This window comes from Chromobacterium sp. CCUG 76385, assembly GCF_059916625.1.
On the sequence record NZ_JAUCGU010000004.1, the window covers coordinates 55166 to 74046 of the forward strand.

An 18881-nucleotide genomic window follows, 5' to 3' on the forward strand; every position below is an offset into this window, starting at 1 on the left:
CATGCACTTTTCGCTCGATGCCGGCTGGTTGTATGCCACCTTCCTGTTGTCGGTGCGCCTGGCTCCAGTGCTGCTGTCCCCGGTATTGGGAACGGCCAATCTGCCGGGTCCGGTGCGTGGTTTATTGGGCATATCGCTGTCTGGCTTGCTGGCATACGGGATGCGGCTGAGTTTGCCGCTGCCGGCCAACGGCTGGGTGTTGGCCGGGCAGGCGATGACGGAGCTTTTCATTGGCGTTCTACTCGGCTTTGGCGTGCAGGCGGCATTTGGCGCGCTGTCCTTTGCCGGCCGCGTGCTGGATACGCAGATCGGTTTTGGGCTGGCGGGGGTGATCAGTCCGATGACCCGGCAGAGCGGGTCGGTGATTGGTCTTATGTTTGAGTTGTTGGCCGTGGCTTATCTGTATGCGGTGAACGGCCACCATATGCTGTTGCATGCGATGGCCCTGTTGCTGGAGAGCTTGCCGGTCGGCCAGGCGGCAAGTTTGCAATTGGCCGAGATGGCGGTGGCGCAATTTGGCGTACTGTTTCTGTTGGCGTTGGCCTTGGCGGCGCCGTTGCTGATCGCTTTGTTCGCTATTGATGTTGGGGTGGCATTGATTTCTCGCTCCATGCCGCAGTTTAACGCTTTCATCATGGCCATGCCGGTGAAGGTTGGCGTGGGTTTGGCGGTGCTGGCCGTGATGCTACCCCGGTTGGGGTCCTTCTTCGAGCGTTGGTTGGCGTCGGTGTTCGATTATCTGGCCAAATTCCAGGCGGGCTGAGAAATGGCCGAGCAAGAGCAGGATCGGTCAGAAGAGGCGACACCTCATAAACGCGAGGAGGCACGCAAGAAGGGGTCCGTCGCGCGCAGCCAGGACGTGTTGGCAAGCGCCGCGGCGTTGGCTCTGTTGGCGGCATTGGCCACCCTGGGGCCGCGCCTCGTCAGACAGTGCCTAAGTATTTTTTCCACGCTGTTGTCTCGTGCTGACGAGTGGTCATTCGCGCAAGATTCGCTGGCAGTCTGGCTGCGCGAATTGGTCATGGCCTTGATGCGGGCGGTAGCTCCGCTTTGGCTCCTGCTGGCTTTGGCCGCGATTTTGGCTGGCATGGCGCAGGCAGGCCTGGTGTTTTCGACTGAACCGCTCAAGCCAGACTGGCAAAAGCTGAATCCGGTCGAGGGTTTCAAGCGGCTGTTCACTATGCGCTCTCTGTTCGAGGCGGCCAAGTCCAGCCTGAAGTTCGTGTTTTTTTCGCTGGTGCTGTACGAGGTGGTGTGCAGCCTGTTGCCGGATTGGCTGTTGCTCACAGGAGCGGGGGCGGGGCAAGTTGCGGCGGCTACGGCTGACGCCGCGATGCGGGTGTTGCGTTACATGCTGCTGGCCATGCTGTTAGCGGCGGCAGCTGACTGGTTATTTGTCCGCCGGACGCTGAGCAAGAAACTCAGGATGTCCAAGCGCGAGGTGAAAGAGGAATACAAGCGGCGCGAGGGGGATCCGCGGATCAAGTCCAAGCTGAAGGAGATCCGCCTGCAGTTTCTGCAGAAAACCCAGGCCATGTCCAGGGTTAAGGAAGCTGATGTGTTGGTGGTGAATCCAACCCATCTTGCCTTGGCGATCCAGTATCGGCGCGGAGAGATGGCCGCGCCCCGGCTGCTGGCCAAGGGCGCGGGGGAGATGGCGTTGAAGATGAGGGAAATGGCCAGGCGGCACGGGGTGCCGATTCTGGAGAACAAAGCGCTGGCTCGAGGGCTGTTCAACGACGTCGGCGTGGATGAGTGGATTCCCGAAAATTATTTCGGCGCGGTTGCCAAGGCCTTGGTCTGGGCTTTCAAAGTGAAAAGGGGCGGCCCCGCCGGTCAGGCGGGCAAGGGGATGGGTGTGGTTGAATGAGTGGTTTGATCAGGTTGTTCAAGGAGGGCGCGAATATTTCGATCATTTTGCTGATGGTCGGTATTTTGTTCGTGTTGTTTACGCCGGTATCGCCACGCGTGCTGGATGGTTTGCTGCTGTGCAACTTCAGCCTGGCCCTGTTCGTCCTGCTGCTTACTTTTTATGTCCGCAAGCCGGTCGAGTTCTCTACGTTTCCATCGGTTTTGCTGATCGCCACATTGTTCCGCCTCTCCCTCAATGTATCTGCCACTCGTTTGATTTTGTCTGATGGCGATGCTGGCCATGTCATCGGCGCCATTGGCTCTTATGTTGTCGGCGGCAATTACGTAATCGGCGTAATCGTGTTTCTGATACTGGTAGTGGTGCAGTACGTCGTAGTGACCAGCGGCGCTCAGCGGGTGGCCGAGGTGGCCGCTCGCTTTACCCTGGACAGTATGCCTGGCCAGCAGATGAGCATAGACGCCGATCTCAATATGGGCTTCATCGACCAGGCTGAGGCGCAGCGTCGCCGCAAGGAACTAGAGAAAGAGGCAGGTTTTTACGGTGCCATGGATGGCGCCAGCAAGTTCGTCAAGGGCGACGCCATTGCCGGCATCATCATCATGTTGATCAACATCATTGGTGGCTTTGCCGTGGGCATGGCGCAGCATGGCATGCCATGGCAGGAGGCGCTGCAGACCTATACCTTGCTTACCATCGGCGACGGCATCGTTACCCAGGTTCCCGCGCTGGTGATCTCGGTGGGAACCGGCATCATCATCACCCGTTCGGCATCGGACGATAGGCTCAGCAGCGAGGTGCTCGGTCAGTTCACCTCCTATCCCAATATTTTGCTGATGGTAGCCGGCGCACTGGCTCTGGTGGGCATGAGCTTGGGCGCGATTTCCGGATCCCAACGTAGCGCCTATGCTGCCTTTCCTGCTTCCTCGAACCAAGCTGCGTACTGCTGCTCCGGGGTGCGGTAACCCAGGGATGAATGGCGGCGTTTTCGATTGTAAAACACCTCGATGTATTCAAAGAGGTCTTGCTTGGCATCCGCCCGCGTGGCGTAGTCTTCGTGGAAGACGCGTTCATTTTTCAAACTGTTGAAGAAGCTCTCCATCGGCGCGTTGTCCCAGCAATTGCCTTTGCGACTCATCGACGCCCGCATGCCGTATTCGGCCAGCAACGCCTGGTAATCATGACTGCAATACTGGCTGCCGCGATCCGAATGATGCAGAAGCCCAGAGGCTGGTTTGCGCCGAAAGCGCGCCATCCGCAGCGCGTCCATCACCAGCTCCCGCGTCATCCGGCCATCCATCGCCCAGCCGACAATCACACGGCTGTACAGGTCCATCACGACGGCCAGATACAGCCAGCCCTCTCGGGTCGGAATATAGGTGATGTCGGTTGTCCAGACTTGATCCGGCGCTCCCGCGTCAAATTGCCGATTCAGCAGGTTGGGAGCCACTGGCAATGCATGCTTGCTGTTCGTCGTCGCCTTATAGCGCCGCTTGTGCCTGGCGCGGATGCCGTGTAGCGTCATCAGCCGGCGGATGCGAGCCTTGCTGATCGGGAAACCGCGCGATTTCAGCTCCTGGTAAATCCTGGGTGAGCCGTAAGCGCCGTTAAACTCGGCGTGAACGCTGCGGATGAGCGCCAGAAGCTGGGCATCTGACAGCCACAGCGTCGGGCCGCCGCAGCCTTTCCAGTCGGCAAAGCCACTGGTGCTGACAGACAGCAAGCGGCACAGCGATTGCAAGGGGTAGGTGTCGCGCATCTTGTCGATCCAGGCGTACTTCACTGCGACTTCTTCGCGAAGTACGCCGTCGCTTTTTCCAGGATTTCGAGCTCCATCCTGAGGCGAGCGTTTTCGGCACGCAGGCGAGAGAGCTCCATCTGTTCGGGTGTGATCGGCTTGCCCGTGCCGCCGGTCAACTTGCCGGCCTTGTGGGCTTTGCGCCAGTTGGCGAGCGTCTGCTCGGCAATGCCCAGTTCACGCGCGACCTGGGCCTGAGGCTTGCCTTCAGACTCAACTTGCCGGACGGCTTCTTGTTTGAATTCGGCGGTGTAACTCTGCCGTGGAATCTTGTACATTGGTACCTCCGTATGCCAGTTTACCTGGCTACGCTTGGTATCCGAAATCTGCGCCCAACCTCAAACATCGCATTTCGCGAGCGAGTCCAGCTGTGGGGTTGTCAGTCCTATTATTTTCCGCCCTGGATTGCTGAGAGCATGCTGTATTCCTACCAAACCACTAGGCTATTCGATAACAGCTTTCCATATGAGCGCGGGCTCAAGTCACTGCTCAACGGAAATTCGAATGTGCTGGTCTCTGTGCCGGAACGAGCTCTACTGGAGCTGGCTAGCGATATTGGCAAGGGACAGTCGCTTGAAGAAGCGCGCAATATTGTGATGACCTTGCGCAATATCCGGCCGCAGGTGCTGGACGAATTTCTCTCGCATTGCCAGCGGGTAAAGGTAGTGAGGCTGGTGCGAGACCTAGGCTTGTGGAGTGAGTACCCCTGGGGGCGGAATCTTCAAAAGCATGTAGATCGACTTGGTACAGGAAAACGTTGGTCAAATAGGACTCGTGATGGTGAACGGCTCACTTTGAAGCCTTAGGTCTGAAATTTCTACTGAGCTACCATTGATTGCCACCGCATAGAAATGTCCAGCTACAGCCGGTATGGCTGGTCAGATTTACCGGAATCCACAGCATGGCATGCATTATCAAAAATATATTAGCAATCAGCCTATTTGTGTATTTAATGCCTGCCATGAGATAGACAAGATGACCCCGCCTCTGAGCGGTTTTTCTAGGCTGTCTACAGGTTGCCAGATTGGGATTGCATGCTCGTGCTTCTATCGGATTCTTTCCTTTGCAATTTGCCTCTTCTCTTCACAACCGTTGGTGCGAAATGCAGAGCAGCCAATGAAAGGTCCGTATTTGCTCTCCTTGAGCATTAAGTATCCTTGCCGGCATTGCGGGCAAGGTTCCGGCTTTTCAGTCTTTTCATCGAATTTCACCATATTTCGGTACTCTTTTCCTAAGAGTTCTAATACGAATGGTGAGGGCTGTTTCATTAGGGTGTAGAGGGTGACTTCCTCTTTGGCGCGGGTAAGTGCAACGTAGAAGAGCCGGCGATCTTCGGCATATAAAAAGGCTTCATGTTCCGCGAGGACTAGTGCGAGGAGAGGATCATCTTCAATCTCACAGGGAAATCCGTAGTATTGTGCTTGGAGGCTGTGTACGAGGACGTAATCAGCCTCTAGTCCTTTGGAACTGTGGACGGTATCAAGTGCTTCGAGAACTTTTTTGCCGTTCTTTTCTTTCTCTTTACGCATGATTGTCAGGCGACCTGCATAGTGGGCACACCACTCTTCAACGAGGGCCTCCGGCATTGCATCAGTAGTCTTGTATTTGTAACGGCCAAGAAGCATGACTGTAATCGTTCGATTTTCATTAAGTGCTTTTGCTGCCAGTGCCTCAAGTTTTGCTTTGATCTTCTGCTGTTGATCGGCGAGGTCGGAGAATTCAGCGACGCGTACGACGCCTTCTGTCTCTTTGCGTACCGCCTCAACATCTTTCGGTAGCTGTGCTGTATTTTCACTGACAAACTTGGCCGCGACCGTACTAATCCCTTGGTTGCTACGGAACGTCTTGCGGAGATAGTTTGTCTCAGTTTTTCCGAATTCCTCTTCAAAGTTACGCATGATTGAGAGGTCTGAGCCTGCGAAGCGATTAATGGCCTGCCAATCATCCCCAACCCCAAACAGCACCGAGTCCTGGTGCTGCGCTAGCATGGCTTGTACGAGCTTCGAGCGGCCGCGTGAAATATCTTGGAACTCATCGACCAAGATCAGCTTATAAGGGGATTCATATGCTCCCTGAGCAACTTGTGCCGCCGCTGTCCCAATCATGTCTGCAAAGTCAATTTGGTTACTTTGTTTGAGATAGGCTTGATAGCGCTCCCATATCGGGAAAAAGAGGGTGAGAAAGCTCTGTGCACGTACTTGATCACGGACACTGTTCGCGCGTGTGCGTAGTGCCTGTTCATCATACCCAGCTTCCTTGGCATGAGCTATTAATGCCCCTGTCAATCGGAAAAAATCCCCATGGGGGGCTACTTTGAGTACAGCCTCAATTTCTCCAGTAGACATGGGAGAGAAAGCCACCCCATGCGCTTTGAGCTGATCTTCCAGTTCAATAAACACCCGACCATTGCGAAAACCTGCACTCCAAGTTTCTATGAGTGCTGTCTTATGCTTTGCGTGAAGCCTCCGCTTTTCCTTGGCACCTTGGATATAGGATGCTCCAAAGGGCGAGCTCTCATCTTCCCGAAGTGCAAAGTGTTCGTGATAGAGTGTGCTACCGTCAGGGCGTGTGTAGCTGAAGTCCGGTTCATATTTATTCCAGCCAGTCTCTGCGATGTCGTGCGGATAGAGTATTTCGTACCGGTACTCCACCCCATGAACGTAGAGCCAGTTCGCGATAGCAAGTTCTTCAAAAGAACGCACATGCTCGCCACGCAATGAAGGGATGCCCCATCTTTCTTTGATTTTCGGATCACGTTTGCCCACTTGCCGGATATACGCCTCATACTCAGCAATTGAGCTAAATTCATGCACAGGCTCTGCTTTATGATGAATTGCATAATGGAGGTAAAAGTTTGTGCGGTAGTGAGCATCCTTTTGAAGTAGCTGCTCCAGTTGATTTTTGAGTGGAATAGCAGGGTGCCGGAGCAGCCCTTTTGGGCCGGTAGTCTTGAGAAGGATCTCTTTTCCCAAACTATGGAATGTTTGCGCTTTAATGGGGAGGCCTAAACGCTGCGTGAGTCGTTGTGATAGCTCTTTTGCTGCATCATTGTTAAACGCCAGAGCAAGAACTTGATGAGGTTTTACGTAATCTTTTTTGATTGCATACCCAACTTTTGCGACTAGTGTGGAGCTTTTTCCAGAGCCAGCAGCGGCAATAATACGATTACAATCTTCATGGACGATGGCACCAATTTGCTGCTCATCCGTAAGTTCTGTTTTTTCAACAGTCTTGAAATATTCACTCCATTGCTCTTTCTCTGTGATGACGAAGGCTTCATTGCGTTTTTCGAAGCCAATGTACGGCGGCGTAACGTGATAAAAAATCTCAAGTAGGAGTTGCCGTGCATCGGCATACGTATCGTGATCAAAGAAAGGGTGCGCAAGAAGTGTTTCAAGCTCTCGCAAAAGGTTAAGTTCGGACTTCCACTCGGCAAGGAAGTTAAGAATTAACGCCTTCCGAATATACCACGGCCCTTTGAGTAGGGTGTTGAGTGCAGCATTGAGCCGAGAGATAGGTTCGATCAGGCGTCTGAATTCTGTTTTGAGATGCTCTTCTTCCGCTTTGCGGAGAGCCTCTTTCTCGGCATGCAGTGTGCGTGCTACAGCATCGTCATGGAGCCGCTTAGCTTCCTTGAGAAGCTCATGAGCTCGATCATTTGTGAGGCCGGAAAGTATCTTTTTGCCAATAGTAAGGTCGGCCCAAATGAGACCTTCTACAACCCGTCCTGCTGCGATGGTTCCAGCAGTAAGGCTTGTAGGGTGCCCGGCATATGTAAGCGAAGGTGTGGGAGACGAGAAGCTAAGTGTCCAGGGCGGTGTGTTCGTGAAGAGACGACCGAAGAAGCCAGGAGAAAAAGTTGTATTCATGACTCAAGCATTTATTTGCAATTGGCATATTATACTGAACATTGCAGGTCAAATGGTAATCGCTAATCAAGTTTGCTGCTCAAAGTTCCCGCCACTACAGCCTCCCGCGGCCTAAGTCCGGAAGCCTTTGAACGCGCTTCTGCGTGAGGGAGGGATTATCTACGGTATCCGGACCAGTCAACACAGCATCATAGGGAAAACTTAGTACGTGTCTACTTGTACCCTTAGGTACGAATTGAATCGGAACGGGACATATTTTCAGCCGTAGGAAGGAAATTTATCGCCAAAAATCTGTCTCCAAATATTTATGGCACCCATATGGTCATTCTTACCGTTATAAGTCTTGCTCCACGCAAGTCGGCTCTTTTCAATAGCTGTATCAAAGCGTTTTAGTACCTCCCGACGATCCGAGTACGTCAGGTAATCATCAACAAACCCAAGCTCATGCCACAGTGGGGTTTCAAGCAGCGGTCGGGCTTTTTCGAAGAACTGGAAAACTTCCCACTGCGTATCATCCATATTTTCGTTGAAAATATTCAATGCCAAAACTTCGAGATGGTAGCTCTGAAGATAATTACTATGAATCTTATTCCAGTGCTTGATCATTTTAATGATCCGCCTGAAATTATATCCACAAGAAGAAGATTTCGATTCAATATTACTAGCATGTAGCTTTGGCCGTGAAGCAATCCATGTGTCCGTATTGCTATCAGGTACTTCGTAGTGAGAAACCGTGTTGTCATTATTGATAAACCGACTCACAGGGACAATGTCCACATTGGGCCATGTCTTGTAGTACAACGTCACAGCCTGCCCATTCTTACGCGCACCCGTCCGCCATTCAGCCAACACATTACGCACGTCTTGAAGAACCTGCGTTGGCGTCTTGCCCTTAATGTGCTTGCTATAGTGCAAAACCACCATGACATCCAAATCAGCGTGTGCCTTGAGCCCCGTGAACTTTGGGATCGATCCAGTAGAAAAAGACTCAACTATCTCGAACGTCTTAGACAGTACCGCCACAATGTTGTCGCGACGTGCATTCGCCGTTTGCCTATGATCACCACTCAAGTTAATGTTTTCATAGAACGAGTTGAAAGAGGCTTCTACGGTGTAAGCCATATAGGTTTTCCATATTCACATCGAGAAAATTTAGAATGCCACGCCACAAAGAAGGGTGAATTAAGATTAAATTCGGATTTTTATAGCCCCTCCGTTCTCAGCTTTTTTTGAGCTTCGGCCACCAATTTCTCTGTTGTGTATTGCGTGAGGTCTTCGTTTCGCGTCCGAAGCGTGCTATACAGCCAGTCGAACACGAGTGGGTTAGCCGCACGATGTCGGAAAATTGCGTCTTGCAACGCACGCGAACCAGCAGTCAGTTCACTAGACGATGCCCCGTTAAGTGCCCTCTCCCACAGCTTATCGATTTCGCCTTTTAGTGTCGTCAACATCTCGATGGTATCGTATTGCTTTCGGCTCTCTCGCAGAATAAAAGCAGCGAATGGCAACATTGGTAAATACAAGCTCAGAATTAATTCGTTTCCTGACAGATCGTGACAAAGACCCACCAACGTTAAGATCACGAAGAGGACTATCATGAAACCGGAAAGAATTCCTGCGTACGCATTACGCACACGCATATCATATGCAAAATTGGTTCGCTGGCAAATCAACCTCCCCACCGCCAAGGGGAGTCGAGAAATAGCTGGCTCATACCAGTCCAGAAGACGTTTTTGCTCCGCATCCGCCAGTGGCGTTGACGTAATGGCGCGAATATCTTCGGCATCGACTTTTCCGCCTGCGACCAGGCGATTCCAATCAAGCTTCAGCACCTCAGTATCGAACTGTTCCTGCACCTTTGCGCCTCGTTTACAGCACTCCCGTTGCTTGCGGGAGATAATTCCCACCTCTAGAAGCAATATCAAGATAGATCCGAATCCTAGAAAGGGCCGAATAGCCGGAAACCTCGTGCCAAATATCAAGCCGATTATCGGCAGTGCGAGAGCGAGTATGGAAAAAAAATTCTGATATACCTTTGCGCGGGAATAAAAGTGCCGCTGCGCACGCAGCAGTTCAATCATTTCGGGCTTATTTTGCTCAACGTCGATCTTATGTGAGGTGGAGAGGACTTCGTCTCTACTCCGCTCTATGCAGCAATCTTGTGGGCACGACTGATCAACCTGTTCGAAATCAGCAATCAACGTTTACCTCTCTTGCTCGCGAATCCCAGCGGTTTCTTCTTGCTGCAGGGTGATCCCCGCCTCCATTCCATATGCCAGTGGCAAGCCAATCCTCAAAGTACCACAGCCATTGCGTGGTCCAGGCAAGATACGTTTCAGCTAATCGCAGTTGTGGCGACCACTCTCGCTTCTTTGGGTGCCAGAGGCACAGGTGAATGCCAGGTCCCTTTCCCGGATAAATGTGGGGTATCAGCGCGTCACCCGCCAATGCAATCAAATCCGGTTTTAACACATACATTTCCGGTGCGATTGCACCAGGTTTTATGCGCAACTCACACTCGTACGTCCGACCATACTCACTTGGTATTAAATAAAACCTGTAGTGCAACCCACGCCCCGATAGAAACCTCAGGCTTGCGTCCCAAAGTTGGAGGTTACGAAGCTCCAGCGCCCGTTCGGCCAGAGTTGGAATCGAAACGAACGGATGCGTGCGCATGGTATTAGCCTCCGAAAAACGTGTGCGGGCGGGCCGAAACGCTGATAGGCATGGCTGTCGACGAAGCGAGCAAGATGGCTCGCCCGGCCTGTCGGCTACTTTCTTGACGGCCCATCTCTATTTGCTGGACAGCAGCAAACCCTCTAGATCCGAACGCGGTTTGAACGGCCTTGAGCAGCACGTCCATCCCTTGGTGGCTTTCGATCGCATCAAGGATGCGTTTGAGATCCATCAATAAACGACGGTGCCACTCGATGAACGCAACTTGTCGCGACGGATTATTCATACCAGCAGCAAGATTGTCAGTCGGGGCTGACGGATTGGGCAACTCCCACTCCTCAGATCCACTTGGCAATCTTCGGCGTACGAAGAGCGATGGCATGCGTTCAACGATGTCGAAAAGCAGTTCTAGCGGGCTGGAGTGTGGCAAGGGCGCCTCAACTGTATAGGCTATTGCAGCCAGAGTCGTTAGAAAGACCGATGTCGGAGCTAGGTCCTGGTCTTTTACGCTTCCAAAGGCAACATTTCTGTGTAATTTCAGAAGCTGGACCAGCCGACACAGCAGTCTGCCGAAGACTTCCTGTGCATCGGGTAGTGGAACGACATCTGCACGTTTTGCCAAATCAAAGGCCTCAGCGGAAATTTCCGAGAGAAGAAAGTTCGGAGAAATCATCGCAGCAAGATCAAAGTGTTTTGCGTACCCGCGCGGATTCGTCGAATTGAAAAGCCGCAGTTCACGGTCGGGGATCAGACCGTGCGTCTCCGCATGCGGACCGGAGAGCAACGGTGCGTCGATGACCGGGGCAATGTCAGCACACATTCCCCCCGCGTATTCGAGGGTGACACATCGCTCCCAACGATGTAACCGTAAGCCATGCGCGGCGGCATAACGAGAAAGAGCACTATACAGATGGTCAAGTAGAAGTACGGGCCCCCGGTCACCTTCGTACTTACGCTTCGCACTCGGGGCAAGTCGCGCGATCAGGTCAATATCGAAACCTTCGCGGGAGCCGTCTCGTGGCCGAACAATCGTCCCGAGTCGGCGCGAACCATGAGAATGGATCTGGACCAGCTGCCCACTAAATTCAGGGCATTCAGAAAGAAAGTCACCCGTGCTGTTATAGGAACGCTCAAGTGCCGCCAACTGTGACGCAGTGGGCTCGTGTGCCTGCGCAATTGCATCGACTAGATGAAAGAAGCGCGCCGACGATTGCGTGGAGGCCCTACGTTGAGGGAGAAGTTTAACTGGTTCGCGGATCATTGCAGTTCCTTACAAAGTAAGCGTCTCGACCCATCTAGCCGAGACCTTTATCTCTCGCCGGATCTACTCCCCCTCACGAGTCGGCACCAACAGGGTGCGTCCCAGCAGAGACATCCACGATTGATATCATCTTACATGATCATTTTGATCATGTAAAGCGATTGATTTTTATCCATATGACTCCGATTTCGAGTATAATTGACGCATGAATACCTTAAACACTGCTCGAGACCAAGCCCTCGCAGCACTGCCTCAAGCCCAGCGTGAACGGCTTGCATATATCGATTTCCGACTTTATTTTCTCGGCGAACTTCGACGAACTGACATTGCAGACCGATTCGGTACAGGTCCTGCGGCTGCCACTCGGGATATCGCACAATATCGCGATATAGCATCGAGTAATCTCGAGCTAGACAATTCAGACAAGACATACCGCCCAACAGATGAATTCGTTCCTCTGTTTGACCACGTACCGCAACGAGTGCTGACGGCCCTCTCTAGCGGGTTCGGCGAAGGTATTGGCGAAGAACTAGGACCCATGGTGCGATGTGAATTTCCCATTGCCTTAACCACACCCCAGATGTCAACGCTCGCCCCCATTACGCGAGCCATTCACCGAGGAAAGGCCTTGCGCACGACATATACGTCCATTGAAAGCGGGCGTACTGAGCGGGAGATCGTACCTATCGCGCTTGTAAACAATGGCAGTCGCTGGCACGTGCGAGCTTACGACCGTCGACGCAATGGATTTCGCGACTTCGTTCTTACTCGGATGGAAAATCCCGTCCTACTAGAGAACAGCCCAATATTGGACGAAGAAAGGGTTGACCAAGACGTTCAGTGGAACCGTATTATTGAACTGGAGCTCGTCCCCCATCCCAACTACCCACGACAAGAAGTGGTGATGATGGACTACTGGATGCCAGACGGCGTTTTACGAGTAAAGGTGCGTGCAGCCAACGCGGGATACATGCTGCGTCGCTGGATGATCGACTGTTCGCCCGACCATAGCTTGAAAGGCATTGAATTTGCGCTATGGCTAAGGGATCCTCTGTCGCTCTATGGCGCCAGCAGTGCCTATTTAGCTCCTGGATATAAGGATCCTAGGCGCGATGCTAAAATCACGCCAATCACAGCCATGTAGTAATAAAATTGCGACCTATGGTTGTTGTCTGCTAGGTCCGCTTACCAGCATCGAGGACGCGCGCACGAATTGTATCCAGTTCGGCGCTGATTGCATTAATAGCCGCCATGGCCGTCAACGGTGCCTTGCTCTCCAGTTCGCTGGCCAAGGCACCCAAGCGCTGCAAGGAGTCATCGATCGCGCTAGTCAGCGCATAGGCTTCGGCCACCCTGTCAAAGGTACCCAACTCTTCCCATGCCCAGTCGATGTAGACAAATAGGCTATCCACCGAGCCGTGCCCGGTAAACACCGCCACACGCTTCAAAATGGACCGGTAATCCGCTTCGATTAGGTACTGGCGATCCTTGCCCGGACTCTCCCGCATAAAGGCGTCCAGGTGGAGCGCCACCATGTTCGTGATGAAGCGATGTCGGAACATACTCATGCAAGTGCGCTGCGCGATGCCAGCGCACCGGGTAATGCGCTGAAAGTCCTTAGTCAGGGTCGCCTCCGGCATGGGAGCCCCCGTGCGGCAGGTGATGAATACGGCATCGTTCGGTGCAACATCCCGATCGCGTTGCTGTAATGCCATCACCAGGGCGGAGCGGTACTTCCGGATGAACAGTTCCAGCCGCACACACACGACACGTGCCAGCGGGATGATCCGTTCCGGATCCTCCGCCCGCCGCCGCTTCAGCGTGGTTAGGATGATTTTTCCGGTTGCCACGCAGGCCAGGCTCTTAGCCAATGACAGCCGAGCCAGCTCCCCTGGCCGGCAGCCAGTCGCATCCAGCAGGGACAGCATGAGTTCGCGCCTTGCGCGCAGGTAGTCGCGTTCAGCCAGCCATGCAGCACGCGATGGGAATCGCGCCATATAGCGGGTATTTTCAGTCGCCTCATCGCCCATCCTGGCTACGCCTTCCCACAGCTGCTGACGCAGCTCGCGCGAGATCGGACCCTTTGGATCGGGCGAGTCGGCGGTCAAACGAAACGCAAACGCCAATCGTCCCACCCACGGTTGACCATGCCTTCGGCCCGTCGTTTCCACACAGGTGATCTGCGGCCTCTGCTCTCGCGTCCCGATGATCTGCCGTTCAGGCATGATCGTGCGTTGCAGCCACAGCAGGAATTCGATCGTCTGAGCGATGACCCGGTTGATCGTATTGCGGTTTCGCTGCGGTGCAGTTGGATTGTTGACGGACCTTGGCTGCTGCAACCAGGCTATCATCTCGCGCAGTTCGTTGTCTCCAAGCTCCCACAAGTTGTGCTCGTATTGCCAGCAAAAGCGCAGCAGGTGGCTGAGATCAGCAGCGGCGACCTTGAGAGAGCCGCCATCATTTCGTCGCGTGGTCAGCCGGTACGACTTGTCGAGCAAGAACATCTCCGCATAGAGACACGGCGTCCCGTCCGGCCAACTCAGGATGAACACGGCGGGCAGCACTTGTTCGCACACCTGGGCTATGCCTAGTACGGGGTCGATGACGGTGTAGCCGGGCAGCGCCACATCACGCAGCAGACTGAACAGCTTTGCGCCGGGCTTCATGACGGAACCGGCCGGAGACCTAGCTCGACAAAGGCGACCTGATGGCGCCGTATCTTGCGTACCAGCTCAGCATCGCCACGGCCGGCCTGCTGTGCCAGCACCAGCAGATCCATATACGCGCGCATCAACAGGGCACGGCTGCGATGCACCTGATCCAGCTGCCGTTCCAGTTCATCCACCTGACACCGCAGCGCATCCTTGCTACCAGGCCGAGGAGCTAGTGAAGCCCCTCCTTCACCTGGCCGTAACTGTATGGCACGGCGCAGAGCCTCCATAGCAGTCCAGCCGTCGCTACCACCCCATGGCATACGCGCGGCGTGCACTTTGAGCGTGTTGAGGCTAATCGGCAAGATGCCAAGGTCTGGACGCTGCAGCGCGGCCAACGCCGTCTGGTTGGCACACGCTGCCTTCACAAAGCCCGGAGCCTTGCCTGGTGACTTGACCCATTTGGTCAGCAGCTTGAGGCGAGCTTCGATGCCAGGGGTGCTGCCCGTATCCCGTCCACGGCGCCTCATCATGACTTCTCTCCCTCACTGCGCCGGCCGATTCGAAATGCAATCTGCACCGCCATGTCTTCGGCCCCAATGATCGAGTACGGCTCGATGCGATAAATGCCTTGCAGGAAGGCCAGCTCCAGCCAGTCGCTCAGTTCCGGCGCCGGGATCAGACTGATCTCCCGGACTGCGAAATGAGCACAGACGGCTTGGTAAAGTTCGACGGTATTCATCGCTTCACCATATCCCTCGGCCTGAAAGTGCCATAGCTGCATTGCCGCGTATTCAGCTTCCAAATGGGGCAACTCGTCGCCGGGAAAATTTGCCTCAATATAAGCATACAGATCAGCGCCGTTAGTGTGCCCAGCGATCCATCGCGCCGCATCCAACGAGGCATAGCGGAAGCACCAGAAAAAGGTGATCAGGAAAGACTTGCGCAACTCGTGCACACGCACGTACCAGCGCCGCCCATACTCATCCGGGCTGAGCGCGACATAGTCGCAAAACCGGTTCAACAGCCGCGACAAATCGGTGGGTTCATAGAGCTTAGCCTTCAGCGAGGCATCCCGCACAAACGAAGGCAGATAGAAAATGCGCTCTCGGGCATAGGGATCATGGGAACGCAACAGTGCATCGACACCGTCTGACAATCGGACCAATGCACTCAACACCCGGGCCGTGATGGCCGGGATGGGCTTGGCCGACCGGCCATGGTGGTCGGCCACAACCGTTTTGGCAAGCATCTGCTCTAGCCAGTACCCATCGCCCGGTACGAAGCGTACAGCGTCCTTGCGCAGGCCCAGTATCTCCGACTCGCGAATCGGCTTAGTCATGCCCACCAGCACGATGGCTGCCCCCACCATGACCTGCATTACGTCATTCAAGCCAGGCCGCTCGCGCAGCTTTCGGAATGGTTCCGGCTGGTTTTTCGAGAACCAGCACGTCCAGCCGCAGATACCGAGTGGTCTGAGCGGCGCGGGACAATGCTCAACAACCCAACGATCCCGCTTTACCGACAAGACCGTATCGTGATCGACTGAGTCGGCCTGATAGCTGAACCATCCCTTGTGCTGAAATACACCGATCGCCTCAAGGTAGAATGCCACGACAACATCGGTATATTGCGCAGCCCAGCGCAAGGCTTCGCGCGTATACGCCAGGGCGGTCGTCAACGGTACCCAGGGCGTGTGCTGGCCCTTGTCTCCGGTATTAGCTATTCGGTACAGGGCAGGAAAATCCAGGGAGCTGGCCAGCTCCATGCTGCCGGAGAACTGCCGTGTCAAATCCTGTAACCTGCTCCAGACATTTACATGGTGGCGCAGGGCGGTTGCCCCATATAGCCCGCGCCGTACCTCATCAAGCGTTGGCGTTGTATGCAAGGGGGCTTCCGCCCCTCTGACGCCGCGCGCCGGTAGGAGCAGATGCGGATTCAATGCCAGCAAGTCCGGTTCGAACTGGCGGATAAAGGCGGTAAATTTCGGGCAGGAACGGAGTGTTTCCACGTCCATATGCAGGATCTGCGCCAGTTTTTTTCGGTCGACCGATCGTATTGTCTCTCCGGTCCAATCCTGCTTTTCTAGGACGTAATAGTGATTCGCCTGTAGCCATTGGCTGATGGCCTCTCCATCTGGACGCGGCACCAGAAAGTGCTGCCCCTCCATATCCGCCGGCGGCCTTCGTCCCAACGCTTCCTGATACAACCAAATCAAGGTGCGATGAGGTGCCCGCAGTACCCAGGAGACGCCGCCCTGCTTCAGCTCGCGCAAATAGTCTTCGACCGCTTGCTGATCAATGCGCTGAAACAGGCATTGGTCGGGCTGGAAGCGCTCGCCGTGCAGGTACATCCATTGCAAAATAACTTTGACATGCAAGAACAGGTGGCGATGGGTAATGCTGGAGGAAGCGTTGCTGGGCGGTAAGAACCTCATAAGGAAGACGATCTTCTTAGCCAGCATGCACATGCCGCTATGTGGTGAATCGGTGAGAGACAGCCCGTCGGCCAATGGCACCTCCCAGTCCAGTACGATATAGCCCTTCCAAGTCTCACCCACTCGCCGGGTATTCTTACTTCTAATCTGCCATAGCTTTGCCGCAAAATCGGACAGTAGCCATGGTGCCGTCCAGTCGCCGGCATAGAGATCAGCATAAAGCTGTCCGTGCTCGAGAATCACCCGTAGATCGGCACTCAGGGTGTCGCCGTGCGGAGCCTGTCGGCGGCTAGTCGACATGGCCTCTCCTCTGGGCGATCAAGGCACCCCACTTCGATTTGATGGGGTGCCCCGACAGCTCGGCCAGTGCCTGCACATGCGCTTGCCGTAAAGAGCCGTCGCTGTGTTCAGGGATTTCATGCCGTAGCAGCTCGGCAAGATTGATGAACTGTCGTGGGCAAATACCAGTAGTTTCGTCTACATAATCCATGAGCCTGGGCGACAGCCCTTCCGCGATGGCTGCCTCCTGGTACAGATATAGCGCCAACAGCGCATTTTTGGACACACTAATTGCCAACTGGTCAGCTATATCGCTAGCGCTACCTGACCGAGACGGCGAACAGTCGCCGAAACGTTCGTGCAGCACATCAGCCAAGGGAGAGGAACCCTTGGTATGCAGACGTAGCATGTCGGCGACAAAAGCGTCCAGCTCGCCACGCGTGTTGAAATCGGTAATCTCGAGCAGGAAGTCATCTGCAGCTGCTGCCACGGTAATCCAGAGGTTCTGGAAGCGGCGGATGAGTCGGGTATTCCAGATGGCAAGCAGGCATGGCGGCAGATAGTGTTGCAACACGACCATAGTCGAGTTACCGAGCCGTTTGCGCATGGCCACAACGGAACCGGTCCGGAACCATTCGAGGACGCCCTGTGTCGCGCGAACCTTGCTCAGCGTGATCGTACCAGGCGGCAGCACCTCCATCAGCTCAGGAAAAGCTTTGTAGAGCAGCGATCCACGTCCCCGCAATTTGTCCTCAACATAGCTCGGACACACCGTAGAGTAGGTACCATTGGCACTGCGTACCAGCAGCAGGTAATTCGCTGCGGGGGATTGAACGTCCTGCAAACACTGCCGTGCCACGGCACCCATTTCGTATAGCATACACACAATCTCAGCACTGGCCTCGTCGAGCATCGCCTCCTTCATTGCCCTGGCTCTCGGCTTATCCACGCGAAAGCGGAATCCCCGATCATCCAATTCAAGGTAGCGCTTGCCATCCCGATCGTTAACCCGGGCATTCAGCATGGCAGAGGGGGTGAAGTTCGGATTGCGCATAATTAACAGTGTGGCGAGTACTGTGTAATCGATAGTCGACAGCCTGCCCAGCATCCAGTCCACCCGTAGGGAACGGGGAACACCACTAAATGCTGACGGCGCGTCGGCAGGTAAATACAGATAACCGGCATAGCTATGAAGAAACGGCGACGATGCTCGTACTTTGTCCGAATGCAGGCCATCATGCTCATACACGATCACCGCTAGTTGGTTCGCCAATGTTTCCGTTGTCGCGCCATTTGTGCGCCGCTTTGTGCCGCGATCATTGGCATGGGCGATCAGCGATTGACGTAGCTCTGGCCAATCGACGGTATGGAGCAAGGCTTGACCATACACATAGTGCGCCTTGATTTGCTCCCACCAGGCGATCAAGCACCGTTCCAGCAGCTTGCTGCGGTAGATCAGTTTATCCCGGACCTCCTCCAAATAGTCGACATCGGTCCGCGACAGATCGAGCGGCAGCAACAGCTTGTCTACAGACGGTGCCGCTTGTGGCACCGCAGCCTGCCCGAGCAAGGGATACCCGTACCCGGTCGCCTCAATCGCTTCCAGTCGCGTTGGAACATGGGGAATGATTACGTTTTGCGGAATGTAGCCGCAGTGGTCCCGCATCCTCTCGAGGCAGTGTGCAAACGAACTCCAGATGATTGCCGCGGATTTGAGCCTCATTCTGGTGTCCGTCCGGGTGAAATGGTATTCATACAACCTGGAAACCAGCCCCTGCCAAGCTTCAGGGGCTTGCGGCAGGCACTCCCCCCAAGCGGTCAAGGCACCACCCAGGACAACGTTAGCGACCGTAAATGTCCTGATCTGACTGTACGGTTTCAGCGTGCTCACAATTTGCGTCAGGCAAGTGAGCAGGTGACCAGAAGGATCGCATCGCGCGAGCTTGGAGATATCGACACCATAGCTTCGCCCGTTCTCATGTCGAACCCGCGCTTTGATGCAGCCATCTATAGATTCGATGGTTACCATGATGACCTCCT

The 18881-nt window shown here is 54.4% G+C and carries 15 protein-coding genes; 5 read left to right on the forward strand and 10 right to left on the reverse strand.

The window, feature by feature from the left end; translation table 11 throughout:
• The first annotated feature begins 1 nt into the window (after position 1).
• From QUG01_RS04910 to QUG01_RS04920, 3 genes are read left to right on the forward strand one after another with little or no spacing between them, the layout of a single operon-like run.
• Entirely contained in the window at positions 2-763 is a 762-nt protein-coding gene (locus tag QUG01_RS04910; protein ID WP_500829138.1) for a flagellar biosynthetic protein FliR, read from the forward strand.
• A gap of 3 nt (positions 764-766) precedes the next feature.
• The gene (locus tag QUG01_RS04915) at positions 767-1870 is read left to right on the forward strand and encodes an EscU/YscU/HrcU family type III secretion system export apparatus switch protein (RefSeq protein WP_500829139.1); all 1104 of its coding nucleotides are present in this window, start codon (positions 767-769) and stop codon (positions 1868-1870) included.
• The gene (locus QUG01_RS04920) at positions 1867-2835 is read left to right on the forward strand and encodes an FHIPEP family type III secretion protein (RefSeq protein ID WP_500829140.1); all 969 of its coding nucleotides are present in this window, start codon (positions 1867-1869) and stop codon (positions 2833-2835) included. Before QUG01_RS04915 ends, QUG01_RS04920 begins: the two co-directional genes overlap by 4 nt.
• Here QUG01_RS04920 and QUG01_RS04925 read toward each other — a convergent pair.
• Positions 2775-3946, reverse strand: a protein-coding gene (locus tag QUG01_RS04925) for an IS3 family transposase (RefSeq protein ID WP_500829141.1) whose coding sequence is annotated in 2 segments (ribosomal slippage) — positions 2775-3688 and positions 3688-3946 — 1173 coding nt in all. Because the reading frame shifts where the segments join, the coding sequence is not laid out codon by codon here. The genes QUG01_RS04920 and QUG01_RS04925 overlap by 61 nt on opposite strands.
• Positions 3947-3958: 12 nt before the next feature.
• Here QUG01_RS04925 and QUG01_RS04930 point away from each other — a divergent pair.
• Entirely contained in the window at positions 3959-4474 is a 516-nt protein-coding gene (locus tag QUG01_RS04930) for a type IV toxin-antitoxin system AbiEi family antitoxin domain-containing protein (RefSeq protein WP_500829142.1), read from the forward strand.
• 240 nt (positions 4475-4714) lie between these two features.
• Here the strand turns inward: QUG01_RS04930 and QUG01_RS04935 are convergent, their stop codons facing one another.
• From QUG01_RS04935 to QUG01_RS04955, 5 genes are all read right to left on the reverse strand, one after another.
• A complete protein-coding gene (locus QUG01_RS04935) occupies positions 4715-7537 on the reverse strand; it encodes a UvrD-helicase domain-containing protein (protein ID WP_500829143.1) in 2823 nt (940 codons plus the stop codon).
• Between the two features lie 258 nt (positions 7538-7795).
• Entirely contained in the window at positions 7796-8659 is an 864-nt protein-coding gene (locus tag QUG01_RS04940) for an SMODS domain-containing nucleotidyltransferase (protein ID WP_500829144.1), read from the reverse strand.
• An 80-nt stretch (positions 8660-8739) separates the two neighbouring features.
• Complete coding sequence (locus QUG01_RS04945) at positions 8740-9738, reverse strand: S-4TM family putative pore-forming effector (RefSeq protein ID WP_500829145.1); 999 nt, start codon at positions 9736-9738, stop codon at positions 8740-8742.
• Complete coding sequence (locus QUG01_RS04950) at positions 9728-10213, reverse strand: type II CBASS E2 protein (protein WP_500829146.1); 486 nt, start codon at positions 10211-10213, stop codon at positions 9728-9730. The genes QUG01_RS04945 and QUG01_RS04950 overlap by 11 nt, the downstream gene beginning before the upstream one ends.
• 4 nt (positions 10214-10217) lie before the next feature.
• Positions 10218-11474, reverse strand: coding sequence for a nucleotidyltransferase domain-containing protein (locus tag QUG01_RS04955; RefSeq protein WP_500829147.1), 1257 nt, complete (start codon positions 11472-11474; stop codon positions 10218-10220).
• Positions 11475-11679: 205 nt separating this feature from the next.
• On the opposite strand from QUG01_RS04955, the gene QUG01_RS04960 reads away from it, so the two are divergent.
• Positions 11680-12618 carry a WYL domain-containing protein gene (locus QUG01_RS04960; RefSeq protein WP_500829148.1) on the forward strand — a complete coding sequence of 313 codons (939 nt, stop codon included), beginning with the start codon at positions 11680-11682 and terminating at the stop codon, positions 12616-12618.
• Positions 12619-12649: 31 nt separating this feature from the next.
• On the opposite strand, the gene QUG01_RS04965 is transcribed toward QUG01_RS04960, so the two are convergent.
• Genes QUG01_RS04965 through QUG01_RS04980 form a run of 4 tightly spaced genes read right to left on the reverse strand, consistent with a single transcriptional unit; the run spans position 12650 to position 18870 of the window.
• The gene (locus QUG01_RS04965) at positions 12650-14140 is read right to left on the reverse strand and encodes a tyrosine-type recombinase/integrase (RefSeq protein WP_500829149.1); all 1491 of its coding nucleotides are present in this window, start codon (positions 14138-14140) and stop codon (positions 12650-12652) included.
• Positions 14137-14658 carry a hypothetical protein gene (locus QUG01_RS04970; protein ID WP_500829150.1) on the reverse strand — a complete coding sequence of 174 codons (522 nt, stop codon included), beginning with the start codon at positions 14656-14658 and terminating at the stop codon, positions 14137-14139. The genes QUG01_RS04965 and QUG01_RS04970 overlap by 4 nt, the downstream gene beginning before the upstream one ends.
• Positions 14655-16862 (reverse strand): hypothetical protein, encoded by a 2208-nt coding sequence (locus QUG01_RS04975; RefSeq protein WP_500829151.1) that lies wholly within the window; start codon positions 16860-16862, stop codon positions 14655-14657. The genes QUG01_RS04970 and QUG01_RS04975 overlap by 4 nt, the downstream gene beginning before the upstream one ends.
• Positions 16852-18870, reverse strand: a complete 2019-nt coding sequence (locus tag QUG01_RS04980; RefSeq protein WP_500829152.1) for a hypothetical protein — start codon at positions 18868-18870, stop codon at positions 16852-16854. Before QUG01_RS04980 ends, QUG01_RS04975 begins: the two co-directional genes overlap by 11 nt.
• Positions 18871-18881 lie beyond the last annotated feature (11 nt).

Excerpts from the sequence above, each read along its gene's own strand:
- QUG01_RS04960 (WP_500829148.1), top strand. The coding sequence starts at position 11,680 with ATGAATACCTTAAACACTGCTCGAGACCAAGCCCTCGCAGCACTGCCT.
- QUG01_RS04920 (WP_500829140.1), top strand. The coding sequence starts at position 1,867 with ATGAGTGGTTTGATCAGGTTGTTCAAGGAGGGCGCGAATATTTCGATC.
- QUG01_RS04975 (WP_500829151.1), bottom strand. The coding sequence starts at position 16,862 with ATGTCGACTAGCCGCCGACAGGCTCCGCACGGCGACACCCTGAGTGCC.
- QUG01_RS04915 (WP_500829139.1), top strand. The coding sequence starts at position 767 with ATGGCCGAGCAAGAGCAGGATCGGTCAGAAGAGGCGACACCTCATAAA.
- QUG01_RS04940 (WP_500829144.1), bottom strand. The coding sequence starts at position 8,659 with ATGGCTTACACCGTAGAAGCCTCTTTCAACTCGTTCTATGAAAACATT.
- QUG01_RS04970 (WP_500829150.1), bottom strand. The coding sequence starts at position 14,658 with ATGATGAGGCGCCGTGGACGGGATACGGGCAGCACCCCTGGCATCGAA.
- QUG01_RS04910 (WP_500829138.1), top strand. The coding sequence starts at position 2 with ATGCACTTTTCGCTCGATGCCGGCTGGTTGTATGCCACCTTCCTGTTG.
- QUG01_RS04965 (WP_500829149.1), bottom strand. The coding sequence starts at position 14,140 with ATGAAGCCCGGCGCAAAGCTGTTCAGTCTGCTGCGTGATGTGGCGCTG.
- QUG01_RS04950 (WP_500829146.1), bottom strand. The coding sequence starts at position 10,213 with ATGCGCACGCATCCGTTCGTTTCGATTCCAACTCTGGCCGAACGGGCG.
- QUG01_RS04935 (WP_500829143.1), bottom strand. The coding sequence starts at position 7,537 with ATGAATACAACTTTTTCTCCTGGCTTCTTCGGTCGTCTCTTCACGAAC.
- QUG01_RS04980 (WP_500829152.1), bottom strand. The coding sequence starts at position 18,870 with ATGGTAACCATCGAATCTATAGATGGCTGCATCAAAGCGCGGGTTCGA.
- QUG01_RS04930 (WP_500829142.1), top strand. The coding sequence starts at position 3,959 with ATGCCAGTTTACCTGGCTACGCTTGGTATCCGAAATCTGCGCCCAACC.
- QUG01_RS04955 (WP_500829147.1), bottom strand. The coding sequence starts at position 11,474 with ATGATCCGCGAACCAGTTAAACTTCTCCCTCAACGTAGGGCCTCCACG.